Annotated in this window: 21 protein-coding genes and 1 pseudogene; 10 read left to right on the plus strand and 12 right to left on the minus strand. The window is 65.9% G+C overall.

The window, feature by feature from the left end; genetic code table 11:
* Positions 1-5 precede the first annotated feature (5 nt).
* From DL544_RS09965 to DL544_RS09985, 5 genes are all read right to left on the minus strand, one after another.
* Positions 6-1,196 (minus strand): methyl-accepting chemotaxis protein, encoded by a 1,191-nt coding sequence (locus DL544_RS09965; RefSeq protein ID WP_005416472.1) that lies wholly within the window; start codon positions 1,194-1,196, stop codon positions 6-8.
* 215 nt (positions 1,197-1,411) lie between these two features.
* A complete protein-coding gene (gene hflD / locus DL544_RS09970) occupies positions 1,412-2,026 on the minus strand; it encodes a high frequency lysogenization protein HflD (protein ID WP_005416473.1) in 615 nt (204 codons plus the stop codon).
* The gene (gene mnmA, locus DL544_RS09975) at positions 2,023-3,165 is read right to left on the minus strand and encodes a tRNA 2-thiouridine(34) synthase MnmA (RefSeq protein WP_139727065.1); all 1,143 of its coding nucleotides are present in this window, start codon (positions 3,163-3,165) and stop codon (positions 2,023-2,025) included. Before mnmA ends, hflD begins: the two co-directional genes overlap by 4 nt.
* Complete coding sequence (locus tag DL544_RS09980; RefSeq protein ID WP_139727066.1) at positions 3,162-3,623, minus strand: NUDIX hydrolase; 462 nt, start codon at positions 3,621-3,623, stop codon at positions 3,162-3,164. Before DL544_RS09980 ends, mnmA begins: the two co-directional genes overlap by 4 nt.
* A gap of 1 nt (position 3,624) precedes the next feature.
* The gene (locus DL544_RS09985; protein ID WP_005416476.1) at positions 3,625-4,098 is read right to left on the minus strand and encodes a hypothetical protein; all 474 of its coding nucleotides are present in this window, start codon (positions 4,096-4,098) and stop codon (positions 3,625-3,627) included.
* A gap of 112 nt (positions 4,099-4,210) precedes the next feature.
* Here DL544_RS09985 and clpS point away from each other — a divergent pair, with 112 nt between their 5' ends.
* Entirely contained in the window at positions 4,211-4,537 is a 327-nt protein-coding gene (gene clpS / locus DL544_RS09990; protein WP_005416477.1) for an ATP-dependent Clp protease adapter ClpS, read from the plus strand.
* 138 nt (positions 4,538-4,675) lie between these two features.
* Here clpS and DL544_RS09995 read toward each other — a convergent pair whose 3' ends face one another.
* Entirely contained in the window at positions 4,676-5,488 is an 813-nt protein-coding gene (locus tag DL544_RS09995) for an APH(6) family putative aminoglycoside O-phosphotransferase (protein ID WP_139727067.1), read from the minus strand.
* 138 nt (positions 5,489-5,626) lie between these two features.
* Here DL544_RS09995 and clpA point away from each other — a divergent pair, with 138 nt between their 5' ends.
* On the plus strand, positions 5,627-7,912 hold the full coding sequence (gene clpA / locus DL544_RS10000; RefSeq protein WP_065178564.1) for an ATP-dependent Clp protease ATP-binding subunit ClpA: 2,286 nt from the start codon (positions 5,627-5,629) through the stop codon (positions 7,910-7,912).
* 71 nt (positions 7,913-7,983) lie between these two features.
* On the opposite strand, the gene DL544_RS10005 is transcribed toward clpA, so the two are convergent.
* The 4 genes from DL544_RS10005 to DL544_RS10020 all read right to left on the minus strand — a co-directional run bounded on the left by DL544_RS10005 (position 7,984) and on the right by DL544_RS10020 (position 10,813).
* Positions 7,984-8,364, minus strand: coding sequence for a hypothetical protein (locus tag DL544_RS10005; protein WP_049460780.1), 381 nt, complete (start codon positions 8,362-8,364; stop codon positions 7,984-7,986).
* A 202-nt stretch (positions 8,365-8,566) separates the two neighbouring features.
* On the minus strand, positions 8,567-8,785 hold the full coding sequence (gene infA, locus DL544_RS10010) for a translation initiation factor IF-1 (protein WP_005409596.1): 219 nt from the start codon (positions 8,783-8,785) through the stop codon (positions 8,567-8,569).
* 86 nt (positions 8,786-8,871) lie between these two features.
* Positions 8,872-9,612 (minus strand): leucyl/phenylalanyl-tRNA--protein transferase, encoded by a 741-nt coding sequence (gene aat, locus DL544_RS10015; RefSeq protein WP_065185236.1) that lies wholly within the window; start codon positions 9,610-9,612, stop codon positions 8,872-8,874.
* A gap of 64 nt (positions 9,613-9,676) precedes the next feature.
* Positions 9,677-10,813 (minus strand): GNAT family N-acetyltransferase, encoded by a 1,137-nt coding sequence (locus tag DL544_RS10020; protein ID WP_139728102.1) that lies wholly within the window; start codon positions 10,811-10,813, stop codon positions 9,677-9,679.
* Positions 10,814-10,991: 178 nt separating this feature from the next.
* Here DL544_RS10020 and DL544_RS10025 point away from each other — a divergent pair, with 178 nt between their 5' ends.
* A complete protein-coding gene (locus tag DL544_RS10025) occupies positions 10,992-12,500 on the plus strand; it encodes an N-acetylmuramoyl-L-alanine amidase family protein (protein ID WP_139727068.1) in 1,509 nt (502 codons plus the stop codon).
* 99 nt (positions 12,501-12,599) lie between these two features.
* Here the strand turns inward: DL544_RS10025 and trxB are convergent, their stop codons facing one another.
* On the minus strand, positions 12,600-13,571 hold the full coding sequence (trxB, locus tag DL544_RS10030) for a thioredoxin-disulfide reductase (RefSeq protein WP_005416486.1): 972 nt from the start codon (positions 13,569-13,571) through the stop codon (positions 12,600-12,602).
* A 233-nt stretch (positions 13,572-13,804) separates the two neighbouring features.
* Between trxB and DL544_RS10035 the strand changes: the two genes are divergently transcribed.
* The 5 genes and pseudogenes from DL544_RS10035 (at position 13,805) to DL544_RS10055 (ending at position 20,976) form a co-directional block, all read left to right on the plus strand.
* On the plus strand, positions 13,805-16,165 hold the full coding sequence (locus DL544_RS10035) for a DNA translocase FtsK (RefSeq protein WP_005416487.1): 2,361 nt from the start codon (positions 13,805-13,807) through the stop codon (positions 16,163-16,165).
* Between the two features lie 39 nt (positions 16,166-16,204).
* Positions 16,205-18,147 (plus strand): annotated as a pseudogene (locus DL544_RS10040) (DUF3857 domain-containing protein).
* A 111-nt stretch (positions 18,148-18,258) separates the two neighbouring features.
* Positions 18,259-18,897 (plus strand): outer membrane lipoprotein periplasmic chaperone LolA, encoded by a 639-nt coding sequence (gene lolA, locus DL544_RS10045; RefSeq protein WP_111127699.1) that lies wholly within the window; start codon positions 18,259-18,261, stop codon positions 18,895-18,897.
* 241 nt (positions 18,898-19,138) lie between these two features.
* Positions 19,139-20,416, plus strand: coding sequence for a replication-associated recombination protein A (locus tag DL544_RS10050; protein WP_231114053.1), 1,278 nt, complete (start codon positions 19,139-19,141; stop codon positions 20,414-20,416).
* Positions 20,417-20,604: 188 nt separating this feature from the next.
* The gene (locus DL544_RS10055; RefSeq protein ID WP_026346975.1) at positions 20,605-20,976 is read left to right on the plus strand and encodes a DUF805 domain-containing protein; all 372 of its coding nucleotides are present in this window, start codon (positions 20,605-20,607) and stop codon (positions 20,974-20,976) included.
* 73 nt (positions 20,977-21,049) lie between these two features.
* Here the strand turns inward: DL544_RS10055 and DL544_RS10060 are convergent, their stop codons facing one another.
* Complete coding sequence (locus DL544_RS10060) at positions 21,050-21,424, minus strand: hypothetical protein (protein WP_005416493.1); 375 nt, start codon at positions 21,422-21,424, stop codon at positions 21,050-21,052.
* A gap of 320 nt (positions 21,425-21,744) precedes the next feature.
* Here DL544_RS10060 and DL544_RS10065 point away from each other — a divergent pair, with 320 nt between their 5' ends.
* Complete coding sequence (locus DL544_RS10065) at positions 21,745-22,773, plus strand: alpha/beta hydrolase (protein ID WP_139727069.1); 1,029 nt, start codon at positions 21,745-21,747, stop codon at positions 22,771-22,773.
* A 122-nt stretch (positions 22,774-22,895) separates the two neighbouring features.
* The gene (locus DL544_RS10070) at positions 22,896-24,272 is read left to right on the plus strand and encodes a YncE family protein (RefSeq protein WP_139727070.1); all 1,377 of its coding nucleotides are present in this window, start codon (positions 22,896-22,898) and stop codon (positions 24,270-24,272) included.
* The last annotated feature ends 6 nt before the right edge of the window (positions 24,273-24,278 follow it).

The following is a 24,278-nucleotide window of genomic DNA, read 5'->3' on the forward strand; positions in this document are numbered from 1 at the left end:
CAGGATCAGAACAGCTCTACCGTGCCGGCACCCATGCTCTGCTGGGCAACCGGCTTGTGCGGCGGGCGTTCCCATTCGCTGCGCAGTTCGCGCAGGCGGTTGCCGGTGCGCTGCAGGGCCGTGGCGATCTCTTCGTCGAACACGCCGCCATTGCGGTGCAGCAGTTCCTGCAGGGCCACCGCTTCGCGGTTGATCGCGGTCAGGCGGTCCAGGTGGGTGTGCACGCCGCCCAGCGCCTGGGTGGCGATGTCTTCGAACTGCAGGGCGCGCACGGCTTCGGCCACGCTGCCATCGATCGCGCGGGCGCACTCGGACACTTCGCGCATGCCGTCGCCGAGCGAGGCATTGATCTGCGCGACGTTGTCGAGCATTGCCGCCGCTTCCTGGCGCGCTTCGCGGGAACGGTCCATGTCACGCGAGGCCATGTGCGAGACCGTCTCGCGCACCTTGGCGATGGCGTCCTTGGAGCTGTGCGCCAGCTTGCGGATCTGCTCGTTGAAGGTGGTCGAGCGCTCGGACAGGTTGCGCACTTCGTCGGCGACCACCGCGAAGCCTCGGCCGGCTTCACCGGCACGCGCGGCTTCGATGGCCGCGTTCAGCGCCAGCAGGTTGGTCTGGTCGGCGATCGACTTGACGTCTTCCAGCAGCGCGAAGATGCCATCCAGGTGCTGTGCCATCTGGTCGATGTGCTGCACGGTGGTGCTGCTCTGGCCGCTCACCTGTTCCAGCGCTTCCACCAGCTGTTCCATGCGGTGGCTGGCGTGCTGGGCGAAACGGGCAACGTCGAGGCCGGCATTGCCTTCATCGCCGGCGCGGTCGACGATGCGCGACAGCGCCTGGCTCTGCTGGCGCGACTTGCGGTTCATCGCATCGAAGCTGCCGCCCAGGCTGGAGACCGCCTGGCGGATCAGGTCGCGGGCGCGTTCCACTTCACCACGCGAACCGTCGATTTCGTTGCCGACGAAGTTGCGCAGTTCGGTCAGCAGCTGGTCCTGCTCACGCAGGACACGGGCATGTTCCGGGGAACGATGCGCCTGGGCGCGGGTGGTCCACCACGCGAAGCCGAGCCAACTCAGCGTCATCGTGGTCAGGATCGCCCAGCGCAGGGCGGCCGGCCATTCGAATCCGATGGCGAAGGGGAGCAGCAGGGTCAGAGCCAGCGGGGCGGCCAGACGGATGAAAATGCGTGAGTACATGGACGTTCTCGGGAGGTGCACGGAGGATGTATCGGCCGTACCCCCTTTCTCTTTAACGTCGATGTGCCTGGAAGTGCATTCTGAATGCGCCGGTTTTCCGGCGCTTGGCGGCTTCGGGTCTGAGCCCTTTCCGTGCCGGAAAGGGATCCGACCCCTGGGTAGGCAGCGGCGGGGTCGGATCCCTTTTCATGGAAAAGGGCTCTGACCCCACACCCTTACGCCAGCTGCCGGTCCACGGCCTCGATCATCGCCTTGCGGCCGAACAGGAAGTCCCAGTAGCTGCCGCCCAGCTGGCGCCACAGCACTGCCGAGCGCACCGCGGCCAACAGCAGGGCACGGATCTCGGCCACCACGCCGGCCTGGCCCAGGTAGTGCGGGTTGCCCTGCACCATCACCCGCGGCTTGAGGTGGCTGATGGTGTCCGCGTACAGGCTTCCCAGGCTGGCCAGCACATCCGGGTGGCCGCTGTCGCCCAGTTCGGTGGCCTGGCGCTGGGCACGCTCGATGCCCGAAGCAACCTTGTTCACGGTGGCGCCATCCTGAACGAAGCGGCGCTCCAGCTGCAGCACCGACAGCGCCAGTTTCGGCAGGATCGGATCCTGGCCCTGGTTGCGGAAGTAGTTGTGCAGCAGGCGCAGCCCGGCCTTCAGTGCATGGCGGTCACCGAACACCGCCTGCGGCGAGGACGCATCGACACGGAACACGCTGTCCACGGCGGTGCGCACGGCGGCGGCGTCGGAATGGCCGGTATCGGCGATGCGGCGTACCTGCTGCAGGGCCTGGGCAATGCCGGCCAGGGCCAGGACGCGGTCGTCGACAGTGAAACTCATGCAGCGATTACCTCAAAAGGGGAGGGGGTGGTGCGCAGGCGCTGTTCCAGCGGCGCATCGGTGGCGGCGATCACCGCGCCACCCAGGCACACATCACCGTCATACAGCACCAGCGATTGACCGGGGGTAACGGCACGCTGCGGGCGCGCGAAAGTGACCAGCACGCTGCCATCGTCCAGCACGTCGACCGTACACGGCTCATCGGGCTGGCGGTAGCGGGTCTGGGCGGTGCATTCGAAGCGTCGCGCGGGTGGCGAGCCCGAGATCCAATGCGCCGGCTCCGATCGCAGGCGCTCGGACAGCATCCATGGGCTGTCGCGGTCCTGGTCGACGTACAGCACGTTGCTGACCACATCCTTGCCGACCACGTACCACGGTGCGGCCGGGCGGCCGCGTACGCCGCCGATGTTCAGGCCCTCGCGCTGGCCCAGGGTGAAATAGAACACGCCCGGATGTTCGGCGATCACGCTGCCGTCGGCCGGGTCAAGGATCTGGCCGGGCCTGGCCGGCAGGTAGCGGCCGAGGAATTCGCGGAAATCCCGCTCGCCGATGAAGCAGATGCCGGTGGAATCCTTCTTGGCGTGGGTCGGCAGGCCGACGTCGCGCGCAATCCGTCGCAGGTCGGTCTTCTCCAGGTCGCCGATCGGGAACAGGGTGGCCGCCAGCTGCTCCTGGCCCAGCTGGTGCAGGAAGTAGCTCTGGTCCTTGGAGCGGTCGGCACCGCGCAGCAGCAGCCACTGGTGGCCGCGCTGGGTCACCCGCGCGTAGTGGCCGGTGGCGATGCGCTCGGCGCCCAGCTCGCGGGCGGCATCCAGGAAATGCTTGAACTTCACCTCGCGGTTGCACAGCACGTCCGGGTTCGGCGTGCGGCCGGCGGCGTATTCGGCCAGGAAGTGCTCGAACACGCCCTGCCAGTACTCGCTGGAAAAGTCCCGGAAGTGGAACGGGATACCGAGCAGGCCGCATACGGCGACCGCATCGCGGCGGTCATCCTCGGCACGGCAGTCACCGCTGCCGTCGTCGGCCCAGTTCTGCATGAACAGGCCGGCCACGGCCTCGCCCTGCTGGACCAGGCGCCAGGCGGCGACCGAAGAGTCGACACCCCCCGAGACGCCCACCATCACGCGCGGCGTGCTCATGCGACCTCCCGGACCAGCGAAAGCGGATGGCGCTGGCCACCCAGGTAATCCGCCACCACCTGCCAGACCAGCGGGCTGCGCTGGCGCTCGCCGGCGGCCTGCAGCTCGGCCGGGGTCAGCCACAGCGCGTGGTCGATACCGGTGTCCAGCGGTTGGGCCGGGTCGTGCGAGACCGGGTGTGCTGCGTAGCAGAAGCGCAGGAAGGCGGTGCCGTCGCCGGCAGTCCACTGGTAGCAGCCGATGAAATGGGTCAGCTGCACGGTCCAGCCGGTTTCCTCCCGGGTCTCGCGCAGGGCTGCCTCGGCCAGGCTTTCGCCTGGCTCGAGGTGGCCGGCCGGCTGGTTCAGCACCTGGCGGCCTTCAATGGTCTCTTCGACCAGCAGCACGCGGCCGCCGTCAACCACTACCGTGGCGACGGTGGCGTGCGGTGCCCAGCGCGGGTCCGGCGTGGCGTTCAACTCAGAACTCGTCCTTCTTGGTCAGCTCCAGCTCCATCGCGTCGGCGGTGCGGATGGCCGCATCGATGGCGTCGCTGAGCTGGTCCGGGGTGGCATCGGCGTCGATCTTGACCACGAACATGGCGGTGGTGTCCTGCTTCACCCAGCCGCCCATCTTGGCGTCCTGCGAATCTTCCAGCAGGCGGTTGGCCACGGCCACCGGGAACTGCTTGGTCTTGGCGTTGTAGGCCGGCGACCAGATCTCGCGGATGTTGTGGCTGCCGAAATCCTCCACCGCCGAGCGCACGTAGACCATCTGGGTGCGGTCACCCTCGACGTCGAAGACCATGCGGTAGTCGCCATCCTCGTCGACTTCGTAGGTATAGCCCAGCTTGTCCAGGTGGCGGGCCACGGACTTGTCGGCGCTGGTTGCGGCAGTGGCAGAGCCGGCAGCGGCCAGCGCGATCAGCAGGGCGGGAAGAAGGGTCCTTTTCATGAAGATCCTGTGAAACAGTGTTGGGAGAGGATGCAATTGTGACGGTGGGCGTGCGTGCCGTCCAATCTGCGGCGGGCCGACGCAGGCCTGCCCGAGCCCCTATAATGGACGGATGCCCCATGAGTCCTCCCCCGATTCCCAGCACGAGCACGGCGTTGCCGTAGAGCCCGCGCGCCCGGAAGTGGCGCCGCCACCGTTCTACCAGGTGATGCTGCTCAACGACGACTACACCCCGATGGATTTCGTGGTGGATGTGCTGCAGCAGTTCTTCAGCATGGACCTGGACAAGGCCACCCAGGTGATGCTGCACGTTCATACCCGCGGCCGCGGCGTCTGCGGTGTCTTCACCCGCGAAGTAGCCGAGACCAAGGTTGCCCAGGTCAACGAGTACTCGCGGATGAACCAGCATCCGCTGCTGTGCACGATGGAAAAGGCCTGACCGGCTGCCGATTCGCGTCCGGGCACATCGATCCCGGACCCAGTGTGCCCACCAAGGTGGGCACCTACCAAAGCAGAGGCCTGTATCGATCGTGGATGGAGCGCCCCCAGCAAGGTAGGCACCTGCCAAGCGCGGGTCTCAGCTCTCCGCCAGCGCCTCCAGCGCCATCCGCGCCACCGCCTCGTCCACGTCGGCCGGGTCGCCGTCATCCCTGAACCACACTGCCGACAGCGCCATGCTGGCCGCGATCCAGCGCAGCAGGCGCGTGCGTTCCAGGCCGGCCAGTGCGCTGACCTGTTCCAGCCGGGCAGCAAACCGCTCCGGCCGCGTGGCCACAAGGATGCCCGGGCCACAGAGATCCGGATTGCTGAACATCGTCGTGTAGTCGAACGCACGGTCGCCCAGCAACCGCTTCGGGTCGATCGCCAGCCAGCCGCGCGCGCCGAAATCGAGCACGTTGTCGTGGTGCAGGTCGCCATGCAGGGGCCGGACCTCGCGCTCTTCCTGCAGCAACCCCTCCGCCAGTGATCTGCACTGTTCCAGCAGTGGCGGCAGCGCAGCCCTTGGCTGCAGCAGATCGGCGAACCATTTACGCAGGCAGACCAGTTCCGCTGGCGGCGCGCTCCGTGGCCGGTGCAGCCGTTGCAGGACCTGGCACAGGATCGTGGTGCAGGCCTCATCGTCGCCCTCGATCGAGCGTTGCCTCAGCGAGTCGCCGCCGGCACGTTCGATCAGGATCGCCGGCCCGGCGTGGGCCAGCAGGCGGGCAGCGCCGTCGCCGTCCCACCAGCGCAGCAGGCGGTGGCTGTTCTGCTCCTCGGTTTCGCTGCTGATCTTCAGCATCGCCGGCGTGCCGGCAGCGGTCAGCACCGGCCAGAGCCGGGCATGGGCCGTTTCGATGGCCGGGCCATCACGCCGCAATCGCCAGCGGCTCAGGTAGGGTTCGCTCATGCCGGTTGAGGTCTTCTGGAGTGAACGAAGATCAAGCGTTCTGCAGTGCTAACGCCATCTGAACGCAGCAATCCGCTAGGGTGATGGAAATCGCGTAGTCAGGCCGCATATTGTTCCCATCTGCCGCCGGAGTAATCCATGTTCAGCAAAGACCTCGAACACACCATCGGCCAGTGCTACAAGCGCGCCCGTGAGGCCCGGCATGAGTTCATGACGGTCGAACACCTGCTGTTGGCACTGCTCGACAATCCGTCCGCCCAGGCCGTCCTGAAAGCCTGTGGTGCCGACGCCGAACGCCTGCGCCAGGAGCTGGAGCAGGCCATCGAGGCCTCAGTGTCGCGCCTGGCCGAAGATGACGGTCGCGATACCCAGCCGACCCTGGGCTTCCAGCGCGTGCTGCAGCGGGCCGTGTACCACGTGCAGTCCTCGGGCAAGAAGGAGGTCACCGGCGCCAACGTGCTGGTCGCCATCTTCGGCGAGAAGGACTCCCACGCCGTCTACTACCTCAACCAGCAGGATGTGACCCGGCTGGATGTGGTCAATTACCTGTCCCACGGCATCGCCAAGCTGGGCGAGGAAGGCGAGCAGCCGTCCTCCTCCTCCGACGGCGAGGGCCGCATGGAAGGCGGGGAGGGTGAGCCGAAGGGTGATGCCCTGACCGAGTTCGCCAGCAACCTCAACGAACAGGCCCGGTCCGGCCGCATCGATCCCCTGGTCGGTCGTGGTGACGAGATCGAGCGCACCATCCAGGTCCTGTGCCGTCGCCGCAAGAACAATCCGCTGTACGTGGGCGAGGCCGGCGTGGGCAAGACCGCCATCGCCGAGGGCCTGGCCCGCCGCATCGTCGAGGGCTCGGTGCCCGACGTGCTTGCCGACGCGGTGATCTATTCGCTCGACCTGGGCGCGCTGGTGGCCGGCACCAAGTACCGTGGCGACTTCGAGAAGCGCCTGAAGGGTGTGTTGACCGCGCTGAAGAAGGTGCCCAACGCAGTGCTGTTCATCGACGAGATCCACACCATCATCGGCGCCGGCTCGGCGTCGGGCGGCACCATGGATGCGTCCAACCTGATCAAGCCGGCCCTGGCCTCCGGCGAGCTGCGCTGCATCGGTTCGACCACTTTCCAGGAATACCGCGGCATCTTCGAGAAGGACCGGGCACTGGCCCGCCGCTTCCAGAAGATCGACATCGTCGAGCCGACCGTTGGCGAGACCTACGAGATCCTGCAGGGCCTGAAGTCCAAGTACGAGCTGCACCACGGCGTGACCTACTCCGACGAGGCGCTGCAGGCGGCGGTTGACCTGTCGGTGAAGCACATCGGCGACCGCCTGTTGCCCGACAAGGCCATCGACGTGATCGACGAGGCCGGTGCCCGCCAGCGCCTGCTGCCGGAAGGGCAGCGCAAGGAACTGATCGACGTCGAGGAAGTGGAGGCGATCGTGGCCAAGATGGCGCGGATCCCGACCAAGCAGGTCAGTGCCACCGACAAGGACGTGCTGCAGCACCTGGAGCGCAACCTGAAGATGGTGATCTTCGGACAGGACCCGGCCATCGAGACGCTGTCCTCGGCAATCAAGCTGGCCCGTTCGGGCCTGGGCAATCCGGAAAAGCCGATCGGCAACTTCCTGTTCGCCGGCCCGACCGGTGTCGGCAAGACCGAGGTGACCAAGCAGCTGGCGCTGCAGCTGGGCATCGAGCTGGTCCGCTTCGACATGTCCGAATACATGGAGCCGCATTCGATCAGCCGCCTGATCGGTGCCCCTCCAGGCTACGTCGGCTTCGATCAGGGCGGCCTGCTGACCGAGAAGATCGTCAAGACGCCGCACTGCGTGCTGCTGCTGGACGAAATCGAGAAGGCGCACCCGGACATCTTCAACATCCTGTTGCAGGTGATGGATCGCGGCGTGCTGACCGATACCAACGGTCGCGAGGCCAACTTCAAGAACGTGGTGCTGGTGATGACCACCAATGCAGGTGCGGCGCAGGCCTCGCGGCGCTCGATCGGCTTCACCAAGCAGGACCACGCCACCGACGCGATGGAGACCATCCGCCGCAGCTTCACCCCGGAATTCCGCAACCGCCTCGACGCGGTGGTGCAGTTCCAGGCGCTGGGCTTCGAGCACATCCTGCGCGTAGTCGACAAGTTCCTGATCGAGCTGGAGATGCTGCTGCAGGACAAGCACGTCAGCCTGTCGGCCACGCCGACCGCGCGCGACTGGCTGGCCCACCACGGCTTCGACCCGCTGATGGGTGCGCGTCCGATGGCCCGGGTGATCCAGGACAGGATCAAGCGTCCGCTGGCCGACGAGCTGCTGTTCGGCAAGCTGGTCAACGGCGGCAAGGTGAGCATCGATGTGCGCGACGACGAGCTGGTGGTCGAAACCCAGGCCGAACCGGAGCGCCTGCTGCCGGTCACGGTGGAATGAACTGACCCCGGCCGGTTTCGGCGGACCTGAAATGACAAGGGCGGCTTCGGCCGCCCTTGTTGTACGCGACGTCAGCGGCTGCGCTGGCGGGCTTTCTTCTTGAAGGTGGCCTCGTCAACTGGTTCGATCTGCGACACGATGCAGCGGCTGGAATCGGTGTTCAGCTGGCTGCGGCCGGCAGCGCACAGCAGACCCTGCTGGCCGTCCGTAGCGAAGCTCAGTTTCCGCGAGTAGCCTGCCGCCGAGCAGTCGTCCTGGAAATGCACGACGTAGTGGTCCTGGCCATTGCGCAGCAGGATGTTGCGCGAGGCGCCGGCGCGCACCAGTTGCTGGTCGCTGCCCAGCTGGACGCAGTCACTGGAGGTGGAAAGAGTGTCGGCGGCGTGCACGGGCGCTGCGCTGGCGGACACGGCAAGGGCGACGAGCAGAGCGGTCAGCGGGAGCATGTTCATGGCGGGGCAGGGGATGGCGATCCGGACTGGATCGGGTCCCACGATGCCGCCACGGATGCAGATGCGAATCTGCCGCAAGCAGGGCTGACCGACGTCACGGTGAGTTCGGTCACGATGACCTCCGGCAGGGCCGGATTGCAGGCATGACAAAAGGCCAGCAACCAGGGCTGGCCTTGTCGAAATGGCGCAGCGCGCCGACCGCTTACTTCATGCGGTAGGTGATACGACCCTTGGTCAGGTCGTACGGGGTCATTTCAACCTTGACCCGGTCACCGGTGAGGATGCGGATGTAGTTCTTGCGCATGCGGCCGGAGATGTGGGCGATGATTTCGTGCCCATTTTCCAGACGAACGCGGAAAGTGGTGTTCGGCAGCGTCTCGCTGACGGTGCCCTCGAACTCGATGGAATCGTCTTTCGACATGTAGTCCTGTGCGGTTCAGAAAACGGCCACGCTGGGCCTAAGGCGCGGTATTTTACGCGTGACCGGCCCAGCTTGCAAAGTTTGTGTTAACCGCCGGCCAAATGCTGGGCTGGCAAGCGTCCGACGGCCTGTGTCCACGAGCCTTCACGGCTGTCACGGCGCACGGCCTGGCGCACGTGCTGCAGGAATTCCGCGCGCGGCAGGTGTTCGGCGCCCATCCGCAGCAGGTGCGGATTTTCCACCTGGGCGTCGATCAGCTCCCAACCCCAGCCGTGAAGCGTGGACGCCAGTGCCGCCAGCGCGATCTTGGAACCACCGCTGGCGCCACTGAACATGCTCTCGCCGAAGAACATTGACCCGATGGCCACCCCGTAGATGCCGCCGACCAGCGACTGACGGTCCCAGACTTCGAAGGAATGGGCGAAGCCGAGGTCGTGCAACTGGCTGTAGGCCTCGACCATGGCCGGGCTGATCCAGGTGCCGTCCTGGCCGGGCCGAGGTGCCGCCGCACAGGCGCGCATCACCTGGCTGAAGGCGGTGTCCGCGCTGACCTCCCATGTACTGCTGCGCAGCTGGCGGCGGAAGCGGCTGGACAGGTGCACGCCGTCGGTGCGGAACACCATGCGCGGATCAGGCGACCACCACAGGATCGGCTCGCCCTCGCTGAACCACGGAAAGATGCCGCCTGCGTAGGCGTTGAGCAGACGCGCTGGATGCAGGTCACCACCCACCGCGAGCAGGCCGTCGGGCTGGCGCAGGGCGGTCTCGGCAGGAGGGAAGGGAGCGTCCGGCGCATCGGCCAGGCGCCAGGGCAGCTGGCGGGTCATGCCGGCATTGTAGTCGTCGCGGCCCGCGCGAATGCCGTGGTAGATGCCAACGCTGGTTGGCTGGTCACCCGTCCGCGCGAAATGGGCTGTGCCCCAACAGCTCCTGCCGGTACCGCCGCACATCGCGCCGCTCCTGCCGGCACCACTCCTGCAGCGCCTCGGCGAAATCCGCGTCGGCCACCCAGTGCCGGCTGCGTACCAGCGTCGGCAGGAAGCCTCGCGCCAGTTTGTGCTCGCCCTGTGCGCCCGGCTCGAAACGGCTCAGCCCTTCGCGCAGGCAGTATTCGATGCCCTGGTAGTAGCAGGCTTCGAAATGCAGGCCGGGCAATGTGGCGCCACCCCAGTAGCGACCGTACAGCGTGTCACCACCGCGCAGGCAAAGTGCGCCGGCGATTGGCTGGCCTTCCTGCTCGGCCAGGAACAGCACCAGCCCACGTCCCAATGAAATGGCCAGATGGCGCAGGAAAGCCTCGGTCAGCGCCGGGGCATTGCCGTACTCAAGGAAGGTCTGCAGGTAGAAGCGATACATCGCCTGCAGGTCGGCGCGGCTGGCCTCGTCGCCATGCACCACGCGGAACGTGATGCCCTGGCGGGTGACCTTGGCCCGTTCCTGGCGGATGTTCTTGCGGTGCTTGTGGTTCATCGCGCCGAGGAACTGGTCGAATGTCGCCCAGTCACCCGGGTTCTGCCACTGGAACTGCACGTCCTCGCGCAGCAGCCAGTCATCGCCGAACAGCGCCTCGTCCGCTGCGGTGTGGAAATTGATATGGGCCGATGACACCTCCAGTGCTGGCAGTGCATCACGCAACACCGAAAGCAACGCGGTGCGATCTGAATCGTGACGGGCCAGCAGGCGCGGCCCGGTGACCGGCGAGTACGGCACCGCGCCCAGCCACTTCGGGTAGTAGTCGCGGCCATGGCGGGCGTAGGCGTTCGCCCAGGCATGGTCAAACACGAATTCGCCGTGGGAGTTGGTCTTCAGGTAGCCCGGAATGGCGCCGATCAGGCGCTCGCCCTCCCACAGCGTGCAGTGCCGGGGTTGCCAGCCCCAGTCCTCGCGGAGGCAGCCGTGCTGTTCCAGGCCTGAAAGGAAGGCGTGGCTGACGAACGGGTTCTGGCCGTCGTGCAGGGCATCCCAATCGGTGGCGGGAATGGACTGCAGGGAGTCGAGGAAGCGGGGGAGGGCATGGTTGGCAAGGATAGGCCAGGTGGATCGCGAATGGTGTTGGCGGGGCTGGGTTGGTTTGTTTCGGTTGGAGGTGAGGAAAATTTGAATTCTCCATCCGTGTGCGCTGGGTTGCGGAATGCCTGAATTCGAAAGGACAGAGTGAGCTGCGCCGCTGGAGCGGTGCATTCACTCTTTGCATGGAGTAGCCAAAATGAACCAGAAGCTTCGCCTTGGATCCCTTTCTGTTCTGCTGTCTCTTGTGGGCGGCGGACTGTTGATCAGCCCCGCGCAGGCCGTTGACGCTCCTCGTGCGGTGGAGCAGGACACTGGGCTCGACATCCTCTTGACCCAGAAGGCACGCGACATTCTGGAGCGCGTTCGTCTTGTGGATGGCCAGGCGCGCAGTCGCCGGGTTGAGGTATCAGCAGATATCGCCAACGGTGTAGTGACCGTGGCGCTGGATCGGGTCTTCCTTCCTGCCGATTACGGGCCGTCGTTCGAGGATCAGCGAAGCGAGATCAGTTTTGGACTACTGCATTGGGCCGAGCAGGCGGCTCCGTTCAGTCGTGTCGTTTTTCTGTATGACGGGAAAGAGATCGAATACTACTTTCCTGAGATAAAGGCTGCGGACGATGCGGCGCGGGAAGCGGGGGAAGCGCTGCGGCGGACGCGTGGAACGCCTGGGTCCGGGATGGCGTTTGTCGCAGCCGGGCATGGGTATTTCTACAGCTACAAGGACAACCGGTGGGTGACCTCAAGGGATGAATGGAATGGCGTCTCGGAGGGGCTCTTGACTCCGTCGTACGCCGCGGACCTGAAGGCGATGATCGAGCAAAGGAGCCAAATGCCTGTCATCCGCCCGCGCGTTCAGATCACGGGAACGACTCATCCTCCGAGTGGTGAGGAGTGGTGGACCATAGCTGCGCGCTACGCGATTGCCGAGCAGTATCCGGCCGAGACAAAGATATGGAACACGTACGCAGGCAGTACGCTTTGGGATCGGGAGGAGCGTGAAGACATCAACAGTCGGCCGCTTCTCGCAAACCACCACGGAGCTGAGGTGGCGATTCATCTGCACAGCAATGGAGAACCCTCGGGGGCCGCGCGCGGTACTCGTGTGATCGTGCAACCTGGTAGGCCGATGGATGCTGCTCTTGCAGAGAGTGTCCTGTGCTCGATGAAGGAGCTGATTCACTCGCTACCTGAGTATGCGGCATTCACCGTGGCTCCCGCTCCGCACGCGCTGGACAAGGGGGAGAACCGAGAGGCGCACATGCCATCGATCATCGTAGAGACGGCGTTTCACACGAATCCGGATGATGCCAAGGCGCTGCAGGACCCCGTCTTCCGCTCGGCGTCGATGAAAGGGGTGGAGAAGGGCTATCGCCTGTGGGCATCAGGAAAGACCTGCGAGCCCCTGGCATTGCATCCGGTGCCGGATACCGACGTGCCGATCCAAGCGGCCCGGGACATTGAACTTGGATATGCCGGGAATCCCCAGTATCCGGTGTCGGTTGAGCTCTCGCTGGCGTCCTGTTCGGAGGAAGGTGCGTGCACGCCATCGGCGACGACGTTCGATGACCCTGCCAAACCGCTGACCATCAATCTCGCCTGCAATGGCCCAGACCCGGGTGTCGCGCGCTGGAGTGCTGTACTGCGCGACGCGGATGGCGTTGCCACGGCACCGGTCGAGTTCTCGCAGGCGTGCGTACGGGCGTGAGGGCAGGCTTCGGTCTGCCAGGCATGGCCTGGCACTACTGAAAGCACAAAGGCCGGCGCTCTCGCGCCGGCCTTTGGTCGGGGTCGAGCATGGCTCGACTCAGCTGGCCTTGCCCTGCGCGTCCAGGTAGCGCTCGGCGTCCAGTGCGGCCATGCAGCCGAAGCCGGCCGAGGTGATCGCCTGGCGGTAGTGCTGGTCGGCTACGTCGCCGGCGGCGAACACGCCTTCCACCGAGGTCTGGGTGGCGTTGCCGCCCAGGCCCGAGCGGATTTCCAGGTAGCCGTTGTTCATCGCCAGCTGGCCGTCGAACAGGGTCGTGTTCGGATGGTGGCCGATGGCCACGAAGAAACCGTGTGCGTCGATGTCGCGGGTGCTGCCGTCCAGGGTGGACTTCACGCGAACGCCGGTCACGCCGGCATCGTTGCCCAGCACTTCCTCCACCTGGTGGTGCCAGACGGTCTCGATCTTGCCTTCGGCGACCTTCCTGAACAGCTTGTCCTGCATGATCTTCTCCGCCTTCAGGGTGTCGCGGCGGTGGACCAGGTAGACCTTGCGGGCGATGTTGGACAGGTACAGCGCCTCTTCCACGGCGGTGTTGCCGCCACCGACCACGACCACGTCCTGGTCGCGGTAGAAGAAGCCGTCACAGGTGGCGCAGGCGGAGACGCCGCGGCCCTTGAAGGTCTCTTCGGTCGGGATGCCCAGGTATTTGGCGGTGGCGCCAGTGGCGATGATCAGCGCGTCGCAGGTGTACTCGTGACTGTCGCCGATCAGCTTGAACGGGCGCTGCGACAGGTCGGCGGTGTGGATATGGTCGAAGATGACCTCGGTCTCGAAGCGCTCGGCGTGCGCCTGCATGCGCGCCATCAGGTCCGGGCCCATCAGGCCGTGGGCGTCACCCGGCCAGTTGTCCACCTCGGTGGTGGTCATCAGCTGGCCACCCTGCTGCAGGCCGGTGATGACGACCGGCTTCAGGTTGGCACGGGCGGCGTAGACGGCGGCGGTCCAACCGGCCGGGCCGGAACCGAGGATGACGAGGCGCTGGTGGCGGGAGGGCAGGCTGGTGCTCATGTAAACTCGCGAAAAGGTAGATGGGACAAGGCGCTGGCGATGTTTGCGCAGCATCCATGGCTGCTCATAGAGTGGCGGCTGGGGCAGGGCGATTCAAGCCGATGAACAGAACGCCGTCATCCAGCGGTGGTTCCGGGCCTCGGATTGCCTTGCCGGACGTCGCATAACTGAAAACTGACGCCGTCTCATTTATTATCAATCACTAACAGCGCATTCCAAAGGTATGGTCTAAGGTGGCGAAGCAGGTCCCTGAACGCTCCAAGTCGGACGACAGCAAGGCGTCACGTCGCACGGCCGCGGCGGCGACGACCGACAATCCACGCCGCCAGCGCCTCTGGCGCGATCTGGGCCTGATCGCCATCGCGCCGGCCCTGCTGTACCTGGCGGCCAGTCTGTTCACCTATTCAGCCACGGATCCGGGCTGGTCGCATACCGGCAGCGTGGTCGCGCCGGTGCATAACCTCGGCGGCCGCGCCGGGGCCTGGATTGCCGACGTGCTGCTGCAGCTGTTCGGCTACATCGCTTTCCTGTTGCCGGTGGTGCTCGGCGCACTGGCGTGGATCGCCATGTTCGGCCTCAAGCGCGAGAGCAAGGGCGAGAACGATCTGGACCCGGCGCTGCGCCTGGTCGGTCTGGTCGGTTTCCTGATCGCCGGCACCGGCTTCCTGCACGTGCGCCTGTTCAGTGGCGATGTCGCCAGTGCCGGCGGCATTCTCGGCAAGCTGGTGGGCAATTCGCTCACGGTGGGCTTCGGTGCGCTGGGGGCGAACCTGTTCGTGCTGGTATTGCTGCTGGCCTCGATCACCCTGGCCACCGGGCTGTCCTGGTTCACGGTGATGGAGAAGATCGGCCGTGGCGTAATGTCGCTGGCACCGCTGCTGGAGCGCAAGAAGGAAGAAGTCAGCGAGTGGAAGCAGACCCGGGTGATGCGCGAGGAGCGCCAGGAAGTGCGCAAGGCCGACGCCGAGGTGCGCGCCAAGCGCGAGCCGGTAAAGATCGAACCGCGCCCTGAGCCGGTGATCGAGAAGAGTGATCGCGCCAAGCGCGATACCCAGATTCCGATGTTCCGTGGCGTCAACGGCGATGGTTCCGACCTGCCGCCGCTGGCGCTGCTGGATGATCCCAAGCCACAGCCGAAGGGCTACGACGAAGAGACACTGGAGACCCTGTCGCGGCAGATCGAGTTCAAGCTGAAGGACTTCCGCATCGATGCGCAGGTGGTCGGCGCCAACCCTGGCCCGGTCATCACCCGCTTCGAGATCGAGCCGGCACCGGGCATCAAGGTCAGCCAGATCAGTTCGCTGGACAAGGACATCGCGCGTGGCCTGTCGGTGAAGTCGGTGCGCGTGGTCGACGTCATTCCGGGCAAGTCGGTGATCGGCCTGGAAATTCCCAACGTCACCCGCGAGATGATCTTCCTGTCCGAGCTGCTGCGCTCGAAGGAATATGACAAATCGGCCAGCGTGCTGACCCTGGCGCTGGGCAAGGACATCGCCGGCCGCCCGACCGTGGCCGACCTGGCGCGCATGCCGCACCTGCTGGTGGCCGGTACGACCGGTTCGGGCAAGTCGGTGGCGGTCAACGCGATGGTGCTGAGCCTGTTGTTCAAGGCCTCGCCGAAAGACCTGCGGATGCTGATGATCGACCCGAAGATGCTCGAGCTGAGCGTCTACCAGGGCATTCCGCACCTGCTGGCGCCGGTGGTCACCGACATGAAGGAGGCCGCCAATGGCCTGCGCTGGTGCGTGGCCGAGATGGAGCGCCGCTACAAGCTGATGAGCGCGGTGGGTGTGCGCAACCTGGCTGGCTTCAACAAGAAGGTGAAGGAAGCCCAGGACGCCGGCCAGCCGCTGATGGATCCGCTGTTCAAGCCGAACCCGGAGCTGGGCGAGGCGCCGCGTCCGCTGGAAACGCTGCCGTTCATCGTCATCTTCATCGACGAATTCGCCGACATGATGATGATCGTCGGCAAGAAGGTGGAAGAGCTGATCGCGCGCCTGGCACAGAAGGCGCGTGCGGCTGGCATCCACCTGATCCTGGCCACGCAGCGCCCGTCGGTGGATGTGATCACCGGCCTGATCAAGGCCAACATCCCGACCCGCATCGCCTTCCAGGTCAGCTCCAAGATCGACTCGCGCACCATTCTCGACCAGTCTGGCGCGGAGACCCTGCTGGGCCACGGCGACATGCTGTACCTGCCGCCGGGCACCGCGCTGCCCGAGCGCGTGCATGGTGCGTTCGTGTCCGACGACGAAGTACATCGCGTGGTCGAGCACCTCAAGGCGATGGGCCCGGCCGACTATGTCGACGGCGTGCTGGACGAAGTGCAGACGATGGGCGACGGCGTGGTCGTCGGCGCCACTGGCCTGCCCGAGACCAGTGCGGCCGGCGACGAGTCCGACCCGCTGTATGACGAAGCGCTGCGGGTGGTCACCGAGACCCGCCGTGCCTCGATTTCCGGCGTGCAGCGCCGGCTGAAGATCGGCTACAACCGTGCAGCGCGACTGATCGAGGCCATGGAAGCGGCCGGCGTGGTCAGCCCGCCCGAGCACAACGGCGACCGCACGGTGCTGGCACCGCCGCCGCCGAAGTAAGACCCGACGTATCCCCCACGACGTCCAAGGAACCGACGCATGCTTCACCCCGTACCAAGCGCGCTGGCGCTGGCGCTGGCTGCCCTGATGGCTGCCGGCCCGGCACTGGCAGAAACCGCCACCTCCGCGCCCGCCACGGCGCCGCCATCGACCAGCGGCGATACCGAAGCCAGCAATAATTTCAGCATTGTCCGTTACCGCGCCGACTACCAGGTGCGGCCCGATGCGGGCAATGTGCAGACCGAAACCTACGAAGTCCTGCTCAAGACCAAGGCCTCCGTCGAGCAGTTCAGCCAGGTGCGGCTGAGCTACAGCGAGAAGATGGAAACGCTGGAAGTGCTCGGCGCCTACACCATCACTGCCGACGGCCAGCGCCGCGACGTTCCGGCCGACCGTATCTACACGCAGGAGAGCTACTCCAGCGCTTCGGCGGCGATGTATGCCGACCGCAAGGTGCGGGTGATCGTGTTCCCGAACCTGGCGCCGGGCACGCGCCTGTACTACCAGGTGCGCCGCACCCAGGCTACGCCGTACTTCCCGGGCTATTTCGGCCTGTGGGAGACCTTCAACGTCTTCACCGAGTACGAGGACGCCGAGGTCACCCTGAGTGCGCCGGCCAACCTGCCGATGTTCGTCGACAGCCGCGGCGTGCAGGGCAGTGACCGGCCGACAGTGAAGAATGGCCAGGCGCAATGGCGCTGGCGCTACCAGCGCCGCGAGGCGATGCCGGCGCAGAACTGGTCGGCGGCGGGCTGGGAGTTCGGCCCGAACATCATGGCCAGCACGTATCGTGACTGGTCGCAGATGGGGCGCGCCTACCAGCTCAAGGCGGGCCCGGCGGCCCAGGTGACCCCGGCGCTGCAGGCGCTCGCTGATGAGATCACCGCCGGCATCAGCGATCGCCGCGAACAGGCTGATGCGCTGTATCGCTGGGTCGCGCAGAACATCCGCTATGTGGCGGTGTACCTGGGCAACGGCGGCCTGGAGCCGAACAGCGCGCAGAGCATCCTCGACAATCACTATGGTGACTGCAAGGACCACGTGACGATCCTCGAGGCGCTGCTGGCGGCCAAGGGTATCGCCAGCTCGCCGGTGCTGATCGGTGCGGGGGCGGCCCGACGCTGCCGAGGATTCCGGTGCTGGGCCGCTTCAACCACGCCATCACCTATATCCCCGAGTTTGATCTTTACCTGGATTCGACCACCGCGTGGGCACGCTTCGGGCAGCTGCCGGAAGGTGACCTGGGTGCGCCGGTGATGCGTACCCGGGACGCTACGCTGGCGCGTACCCCGGCCAATACGCCGGAGCGCAATGCGACGTCGATGGAAGTGCGTTTTACGTTTGATGCCAACGGCAACCTGCGCGGCGAAACGATTCCGAAGCTGGGCGAGAACGCCGAGATCGGCATGCGCGCGCAGTTCTCCCAGCTCAACGCGCAGAACCGTGCGCGCGCTGAGGAGCAGATCATGGCCGCCTCAGGTTTCGATGGGCGAGGGCAGCTGCAGATCCAGGGCGTACCGGTCGACCTGACCCGGCCGTTCGGCTACCGCATGGCCTTCCAGGCCGAGGACTACGCCGACTTCAGCGTGGCCGGCGGCATGGCCGTGCCGGACCCGCCGGGTGGCGAGTCGGTGCGTGGCTTGTACGCCACCGCCTCGGCGCCGGCCAACGAGACGCCGTTCTACTGCAATGCCAGCCTGCGCGAGGAAACCTATCGCCTGCAGTTCCCGGCCAACGCGCCGATCATCGCCATTCCGGCCAGCCAGCGCTTTACCAATGCCGCTGGCGAATACCGGGTGGACTGGAGCCGCGAGGGCCAGGAGGTGATCGTGCACCACCGCTTGCAGCAGAACGCGGTGCGTGGCCCCGAGGCGCTGTGCCAGCCGCAGGACTATCCGGCGTTCCGCGCGCTGTATCGCGAGGTGCGGCGCGGCTTCCGTGGGCAGGTGCTGTACGGCAAGCTGCCCGGCTCGGGCGGCTGAATCGCCGATGGACGTTCAGGGCGGCATAATGTCGCCCTGATCGCCCATTCATCTTCCCCCGGGCACACTGGCAACCACCTTTCCTGGCGCCCGCGCCCACAGGATTTCCGCATGAACTTCCGCTTCCGCCATTTCCTTGCCACGACTACCCTGGCCGTCGCCTGTGCCGCTGCCGGCAGTGCCTGGGCCGGTGCCCGCGATGACCTGAAGACCTTCACCAGTGGCCTGAAGGGCCTGGATGGCCAGTTCAGCCAGCAGGTGTTCGACAGCCGCGGCAAGGTGAAGGAATCGACCAGTGGCCGGGTGGCCCTGTCGGCGCCGCGCCTGTTCCGCTGGGAATACGTGCGCCCGCACGAACAGCTGATCGTGGCCGACGGTAAAAAAGTCTGGATGTACGAGCCGGACCTGGAGCAGGTCACCGTGCGCGAGCAGGGCAAGGAAGAGCAGAACAGCCCGCTGACTGCGCTGATCAACCCGGCGCTGCTGGAACAGCAGTACGACGTCAGTGAAGAGGCTGCGCAGCGTGATGGCCTGCAATGGCTGTCGCTGTCGCCGAAGCGCGAGACCGAAGCCAGCTTCCAGTACGCCGCGCTGGGCTTCAATGCCCAGGGCCTGGCCAAGATGGAGATCACCGACGCGGTCGGACAGCGCACCGTGATCAGCTTCAGTGGCTGGAAGCGCAATCCGGGCTTCGCCGCCGGCACCTTCAGCTTCACCCCGCCGAAGGGCACGGACGTCATCGGTAATTGATCGAGGATGCCGGGCATGACCCGGCGCTACCTGCTCCGGTGGGTGTCAACCAGCACCGCCTTGGTGGGTGTCAACCTTGGTTGACGCAATTTTGATCTGCCGGCCAGCGGCCGGCACTACCGGAATCGTCGTCACCTTGTCGCGGTACAATGTGCGGGTGGCAAGACATCGTTCAACTTCCTTCCCCGGCCCCGATCTGCTGAGCGTTGATCGGGAACATCTGCGCCCGCTGGCCGAGCGCATGCGCCCGCGCACCCTCGACGAAATGGTCGGGCAAAAGCGCCTGCTGGCGCCGGACAGCGCGCTGCGTCGCGCGGTCGAATCCGGGCGCGTGCATTCGATGATCCTGTGGGGCCCGCCGGGCTGCGGCAAGACCACGCTGTCACTGCTGCTGGCCGAGTACTCCGATGCCGAGTTCCGTGCCATCTCCGCCGTGCTGTCCGGCTTGCCGGAAGTGCGCCAGGTGCTGGCCGAGGCTGCGCAACGGTTCGCCGAGGGCAGGCGCACCGTGCTGTTCGTGGACGAGGTGCATCGCTTCAACAAGGCGCAGCAGGATGCCTTCCTGCCGCACATCGAGCGCGGCACGATCCTGTTCGTCGGTGCCACCACCGAGAATCCGTCGTTCGAGCTGAACTCGGCGCTGCTGTCGCGTTGCCGCGTACATGTGCTGGAAGCGGTATCGCCAACCGATATCGTCGAGGCGCTGGAACGCGCGCTGGGCGACCGCGAACGCGGCCTGGGCGAGGAGGGTATCGAGGTTGCGCCCGAGCTGCTGCTGGAAATCGCCACTGCCGCTGATGGTGACGTGCGCCGCGCACTGACCCTTCTTGAAATCGCCGCCGAACTGGCGGGTGGGGAAGGGGGTCGCATCACCCCGCAGACCCTGACCCAGGTGCTGGCCGATCGTACCCGCCGCTTCGACAAGGGCGGCGAGCAGTTCTACGACCAGATCTCAGCGCTGCACAAGTCGGTACGTAGTTCCAATCCGGATGCCGCGCTGTACTGGCTGACCCGCATGCTCGATGGCGGTTGCGATCCATCCTACCTGGCACGTCGACTGACCCGCATGGCGATCGAGGACATCGGCCTGGCCGATCCGCGCGCGCAGAGCATGGCGCTGGAAGCCTGGGACATCTACGAGCGGCTCGGCAGCCCGGAAGGCGAGCTCGCGTTCGCCCAGCTGGTGCTGTACCTGGCCAGCACCGCCAAGTCGAACGCGGGCTATGCCGCGTTCAACCAGGCCAAGGCCGACGTGCGCGAAAGCGGCACCGAAGAAGTGCCGCTGCACCTGCGCAATGCGCCGACCAAGCTGATGAAGGAGCTCGGCTACGGCGCCGAGTACCAGTACGACCACGACGCCGAAGGCGGCATCGCGCTGGACCAGACCGGTTTCCCGGATGCGATGGGCGAGCGCGTGTACTACAACCCGGTGCCGCGTGGCCTGGAAATCAAGCTGAAGGAAAAGCTTGATCGGCTGCGCGCCGAACGTGAGGCGGCGAGGGCCGCGAACGGCCGTTGAGCTGGCTTATGTAGCATCGAGCGATGCTCGACTCCGCTCTGGACCGACCCAGCAGCACCTGCGGAAGCAGCAGCCGGGCATGGCTCGGCGCTACAGGGGTAATGGCAGTCGAGTGTGGTTCGTCACCACATTGTCCTGCGGGCGCTCCTTTGGCACACTGCGCGGCTGCTTTTTCAAGGATTGATGCCGTGCAGGAAATGATTCTGCCGTTGAAGCGTTATGCCCAGTTCGAGGGTCGTGCCAACCGTCGCGAGTACTGGATGTTCCAGCTGTTCCTGTTGATCGTCTCCGCCGTGCTGATGGTGCCGCTCATCGCCGGGCTGGTGATGCAGTCCGACGTGCTGGGCATCGCGTCGATCATCCTGTTCGTCGTGTTCTGGCTGGCCACGTTCGTGCCGGTCATCGCCGTCACCGTGCGCCGACTGCACGACTGCAACCAGTCGGGCTGGATGTACCTGCTGGCCTTCGTTCCGTTCGGTGGCCTGGTGATCTTCGTGTTCGCGCTGCTGCCAGGTACACCGCAGGAGAACGTCTACGGCCCGGTGCCTGCGGGGCCGTGAGACTGCGTGAGTCGAGCATGGCTCGACTTCTACAGGGCGGGAAAACGAAGCCGGCGTTTCGCCGGCTTCTTTCTTACTTGATGCTGCAGTCGCCGAAGGAAAGGTAGTCCGTTCCCGAGCTGAACTGCAGCGTGCAGCTTGCGGTGAAAGTCGCGCCTTCTTCCAGTGCGCCCAGCTTGGCCGCCTGGTGCTCGTCGTCGCTGGTCAGCCGGGCCAGGACATTGCCCTGGTCGTCGCCGGCCTCGATCAGCGGCTCGCCCGCCAGGTTGCTGGAGACGCCCAGGGCAACGGCAGTGAATGTCACCGTCTGGTTGAGTTCTTCCATGCCCAGTGACGAATTGCCGGCCTCTTCAAAGGCCTGGTAGAGCGTTGGCAGATCCTGTGCGGCATGGGCGGCCAGCGGTGCAAGCAGGCCGAGGGAAAGGGCGATCAAGGCGGTGCGCTTCAAGGTGTTCTCGCAGTCACGGGATTCATTCCCGTGGATGGTGGTCAGTAGATCCACGCCATGCGTGGATGGGTTTGGCAAAGGACAGGGCGCGGCCGGCGACTCGATTGCCCATCCATCCGCAGCCCTGCGAGGGAAGGGCGCTCCTGCGCCCCGCTGCCCGGCAAAATAGTGGATCCGGTGTTTCCGGCGCAACCGGGAAAATGAATGCATCGCGCGCGTGATACACAGCGTGACGTTTGATCGATGTGATAATCATTTGCGTTTAAGGTAGACTGCGGTCCCCTGAGAACCGGCGGCCTTGGCCGCTCCTGCCGCCACTGATGAAGCTTTTCGTCCTGCCTTCGCGCCGTGGCCCTTTGGCCCGCGGCCTGGCTGCCATGATGATGGGTCTGCTCCTGGCCACTCCTTACGCCCATGCGCAGCAGCGTAATCCGCTGCAGAAGATCGGCCACACCGTGCTCGACGAGCCGGCGGCCAGCTATCGCTTCGAGCGTTTCGTGGTGGACAGCCTGGACCAGCAGCGCCGTTGGCGGGTGAACCTGGCGATCCCGGCCAAGGCCGGCAAGACCCCATCCCCGGTGCTGTACGCGCTGGATGGCAATGCCGTGGCCATGGTGCTGGACCAGCGGCTGCTGGCCGAGCTGGCTGCGCGCAAGGCACCGCCGGTACTGGTGCTGATCGGCTACGACAACGACCTGCGCATCGATTCCAGGGCGCGTACCCGCGACTACACCGCGTGGATCGACCGTGCCGACGACGAGAGCGGCACGACCCAGGCCGTCGGCGGCGGCGCTGCGGCTTTCCTTGATGTGATCGAGCGCCGCATCAAGCCGGAAGTCGAGCGTCGCGCACGCATCGATACGCAGCAGCAGGCGCTGTGGGGCCATTCGCTGGGCGGGCTATTCGTGCTCAATGCGCTGTACACGCGACCTGCCGCGTTCCAGTCCTATCTGGCAGCCAGTCCGTCGCTGTGGTGGAGCCAGGGCGCGGCGCTGGGTGATCCGGAGCAGCAGTTCGTGCAGAACGTGCACGGCCAGCCGGCCAAGCTCTGGCTGATGCTGGGCGGCGCCGAGCGCGTCGGTGATCGCGGCAAGCGCGATATGAGCAACCCGCGCGTGGTTGCGCACCTGCGCCGGATCAGTGGCGCCACCCCGGATGCGGCGATGCAGTTGTCCGAGCGGCTGGGCAAGGTGCCGGGCCTGAGCGTGCAGTACCGCGAGTTCGATGGCCTCGGCCACGGCCCGATGCTGCCCGCGTCGTTCCATGCCGCGCTGCATGAGTTGTACGGCGTGACCGACCGCAGCGCCGGCGATGGCGCGCCCAATGGCGGGGACAGCGCCGCCGAATGAATGCCTTCGCGCGCCATGCCGTGCGACCCCACTACCCAGGCGAGGCTGCCGGCGTGCAGCGGCCCAGGCAACCGATGAATCCCGCGCCACGTGGCGCGGCCTACGTGTGCAAGGAGCCTGCCATGTCGTTCCGTCCGTCTTTCCGTCTCACCTCTCTCGCCGCCGGCCTTTTGCTCGCGGTGACCGCCACCGCGCAGCCGGTGTTCGATCAGCCGGCCAACGCCACCTTCAAGGGTGAGGTCGTCTCGCGCGGTGAGAACGTGGTTCCCGGCAGCACCGCCGACGTGGTCGGCCGTGGCTTCGTGCCGGGCCAGAAGGTCAGCCTGCTGCGTGGCGACAGCGTGCTCAACGCACAGCCGGTGGTGGTCGATGCCGATGGCAACTTCAAGACCCAGCTGAGCATTCCGACCGACGCGGTGCCGGGCACCCACCCGGTGGTGGTGCGCGCCAGCCAGCCGGCTGCAGCCACCGTGCTGAAGCTGCGCGTGTCGCCGCAGCTGCCGCTGTCCGGCCAGGCGCAGTTCGCCACCCAGTCCAACAAGCTGGTGCCGGGGCTGTATCAGTCCGCTTACAGCGCCGCCAGCAATGCCGTGTTCGTGACCTCGGCGGTGGGCCGTCCGCCGGTGACCCAGTCGCAGCTGCTGAAGCTGGATCCGAAGTCGCTGAAGGTGATCAAGGCGATCACCCCGGCGCAGGTGCCGGGCAGCACCAACGGCGCGGTCTATGCGGTCTACGGTGTGGGCGTGGATGACGCCAATGGCAATGTCTGGGTCACCAATACCCGGCAGAACTCGATTGCGGTCTACCGCCAGAAGGACCTCTCGCTGGTCCACCAGTTCCCCGTCGACACCGTGCCGCATGCGCGCGACGTGGTGGTCGACGGCACCCACGGCAAGGTGTTCGCCTCGGCCACGGGTGAAGACCACCTGTCGGTGTTCGATGCGAACACGTTCAAGGAACTGCCGCAGGTGACGCTGGAGTCCGGCGTGGATGATGGCAAGTTCACCCCGATGAGCCTGGTGCTGGACGAGAAGGGCGGCAAGCTGTTCACCGTCAGCATCGGTACCCCGGAAGCGGCGGTGATCGATGTGGCCAGCGGCAAGGTCGACAAGGTCATCGACCTGGGCAATTCGATCAGCGCCTCTGGCGTGGCCTTCGACGCAGCACGCAACCGGCTCTATGTGGCCTCGCAGGGCACCGACAACCTGCTGATCGTTGACGTGGCCGCCGGCAAGGTGCTGCATGACGTGCCGGTCGGCGCCGGCGCGCTGAACGTCGCCTTCGATGATGCCTCCGGCCTGGCCTATGTCAGCAACCGTGGCGCTGGCACGGTCACCGTGGTGAATGGTGACGGCAAGGTGGTGGCCAACCTCGATGGCGGCACCCTTCCGAACCATGTGCGTGCCGACGGCAAGGGCAACGTGTTTGCGGTGAACAAGTCACGTGGCACCGAAGATCCGAAGGGTGACCGCATCACCCGCATCACCCCGAAGCAGTAAGTCACA

The organism is Stenotrophomonas sp. pho, from assembly GCF_006228405.1.
Classification (GTDB): domain Bacteria; phylum Pseudomonadota; class Gammaproteobacteria; order Xanthomonadales; family Xanthomonadaceae; genus Stenotrophomonas; species Stenotrophomonas sepilia.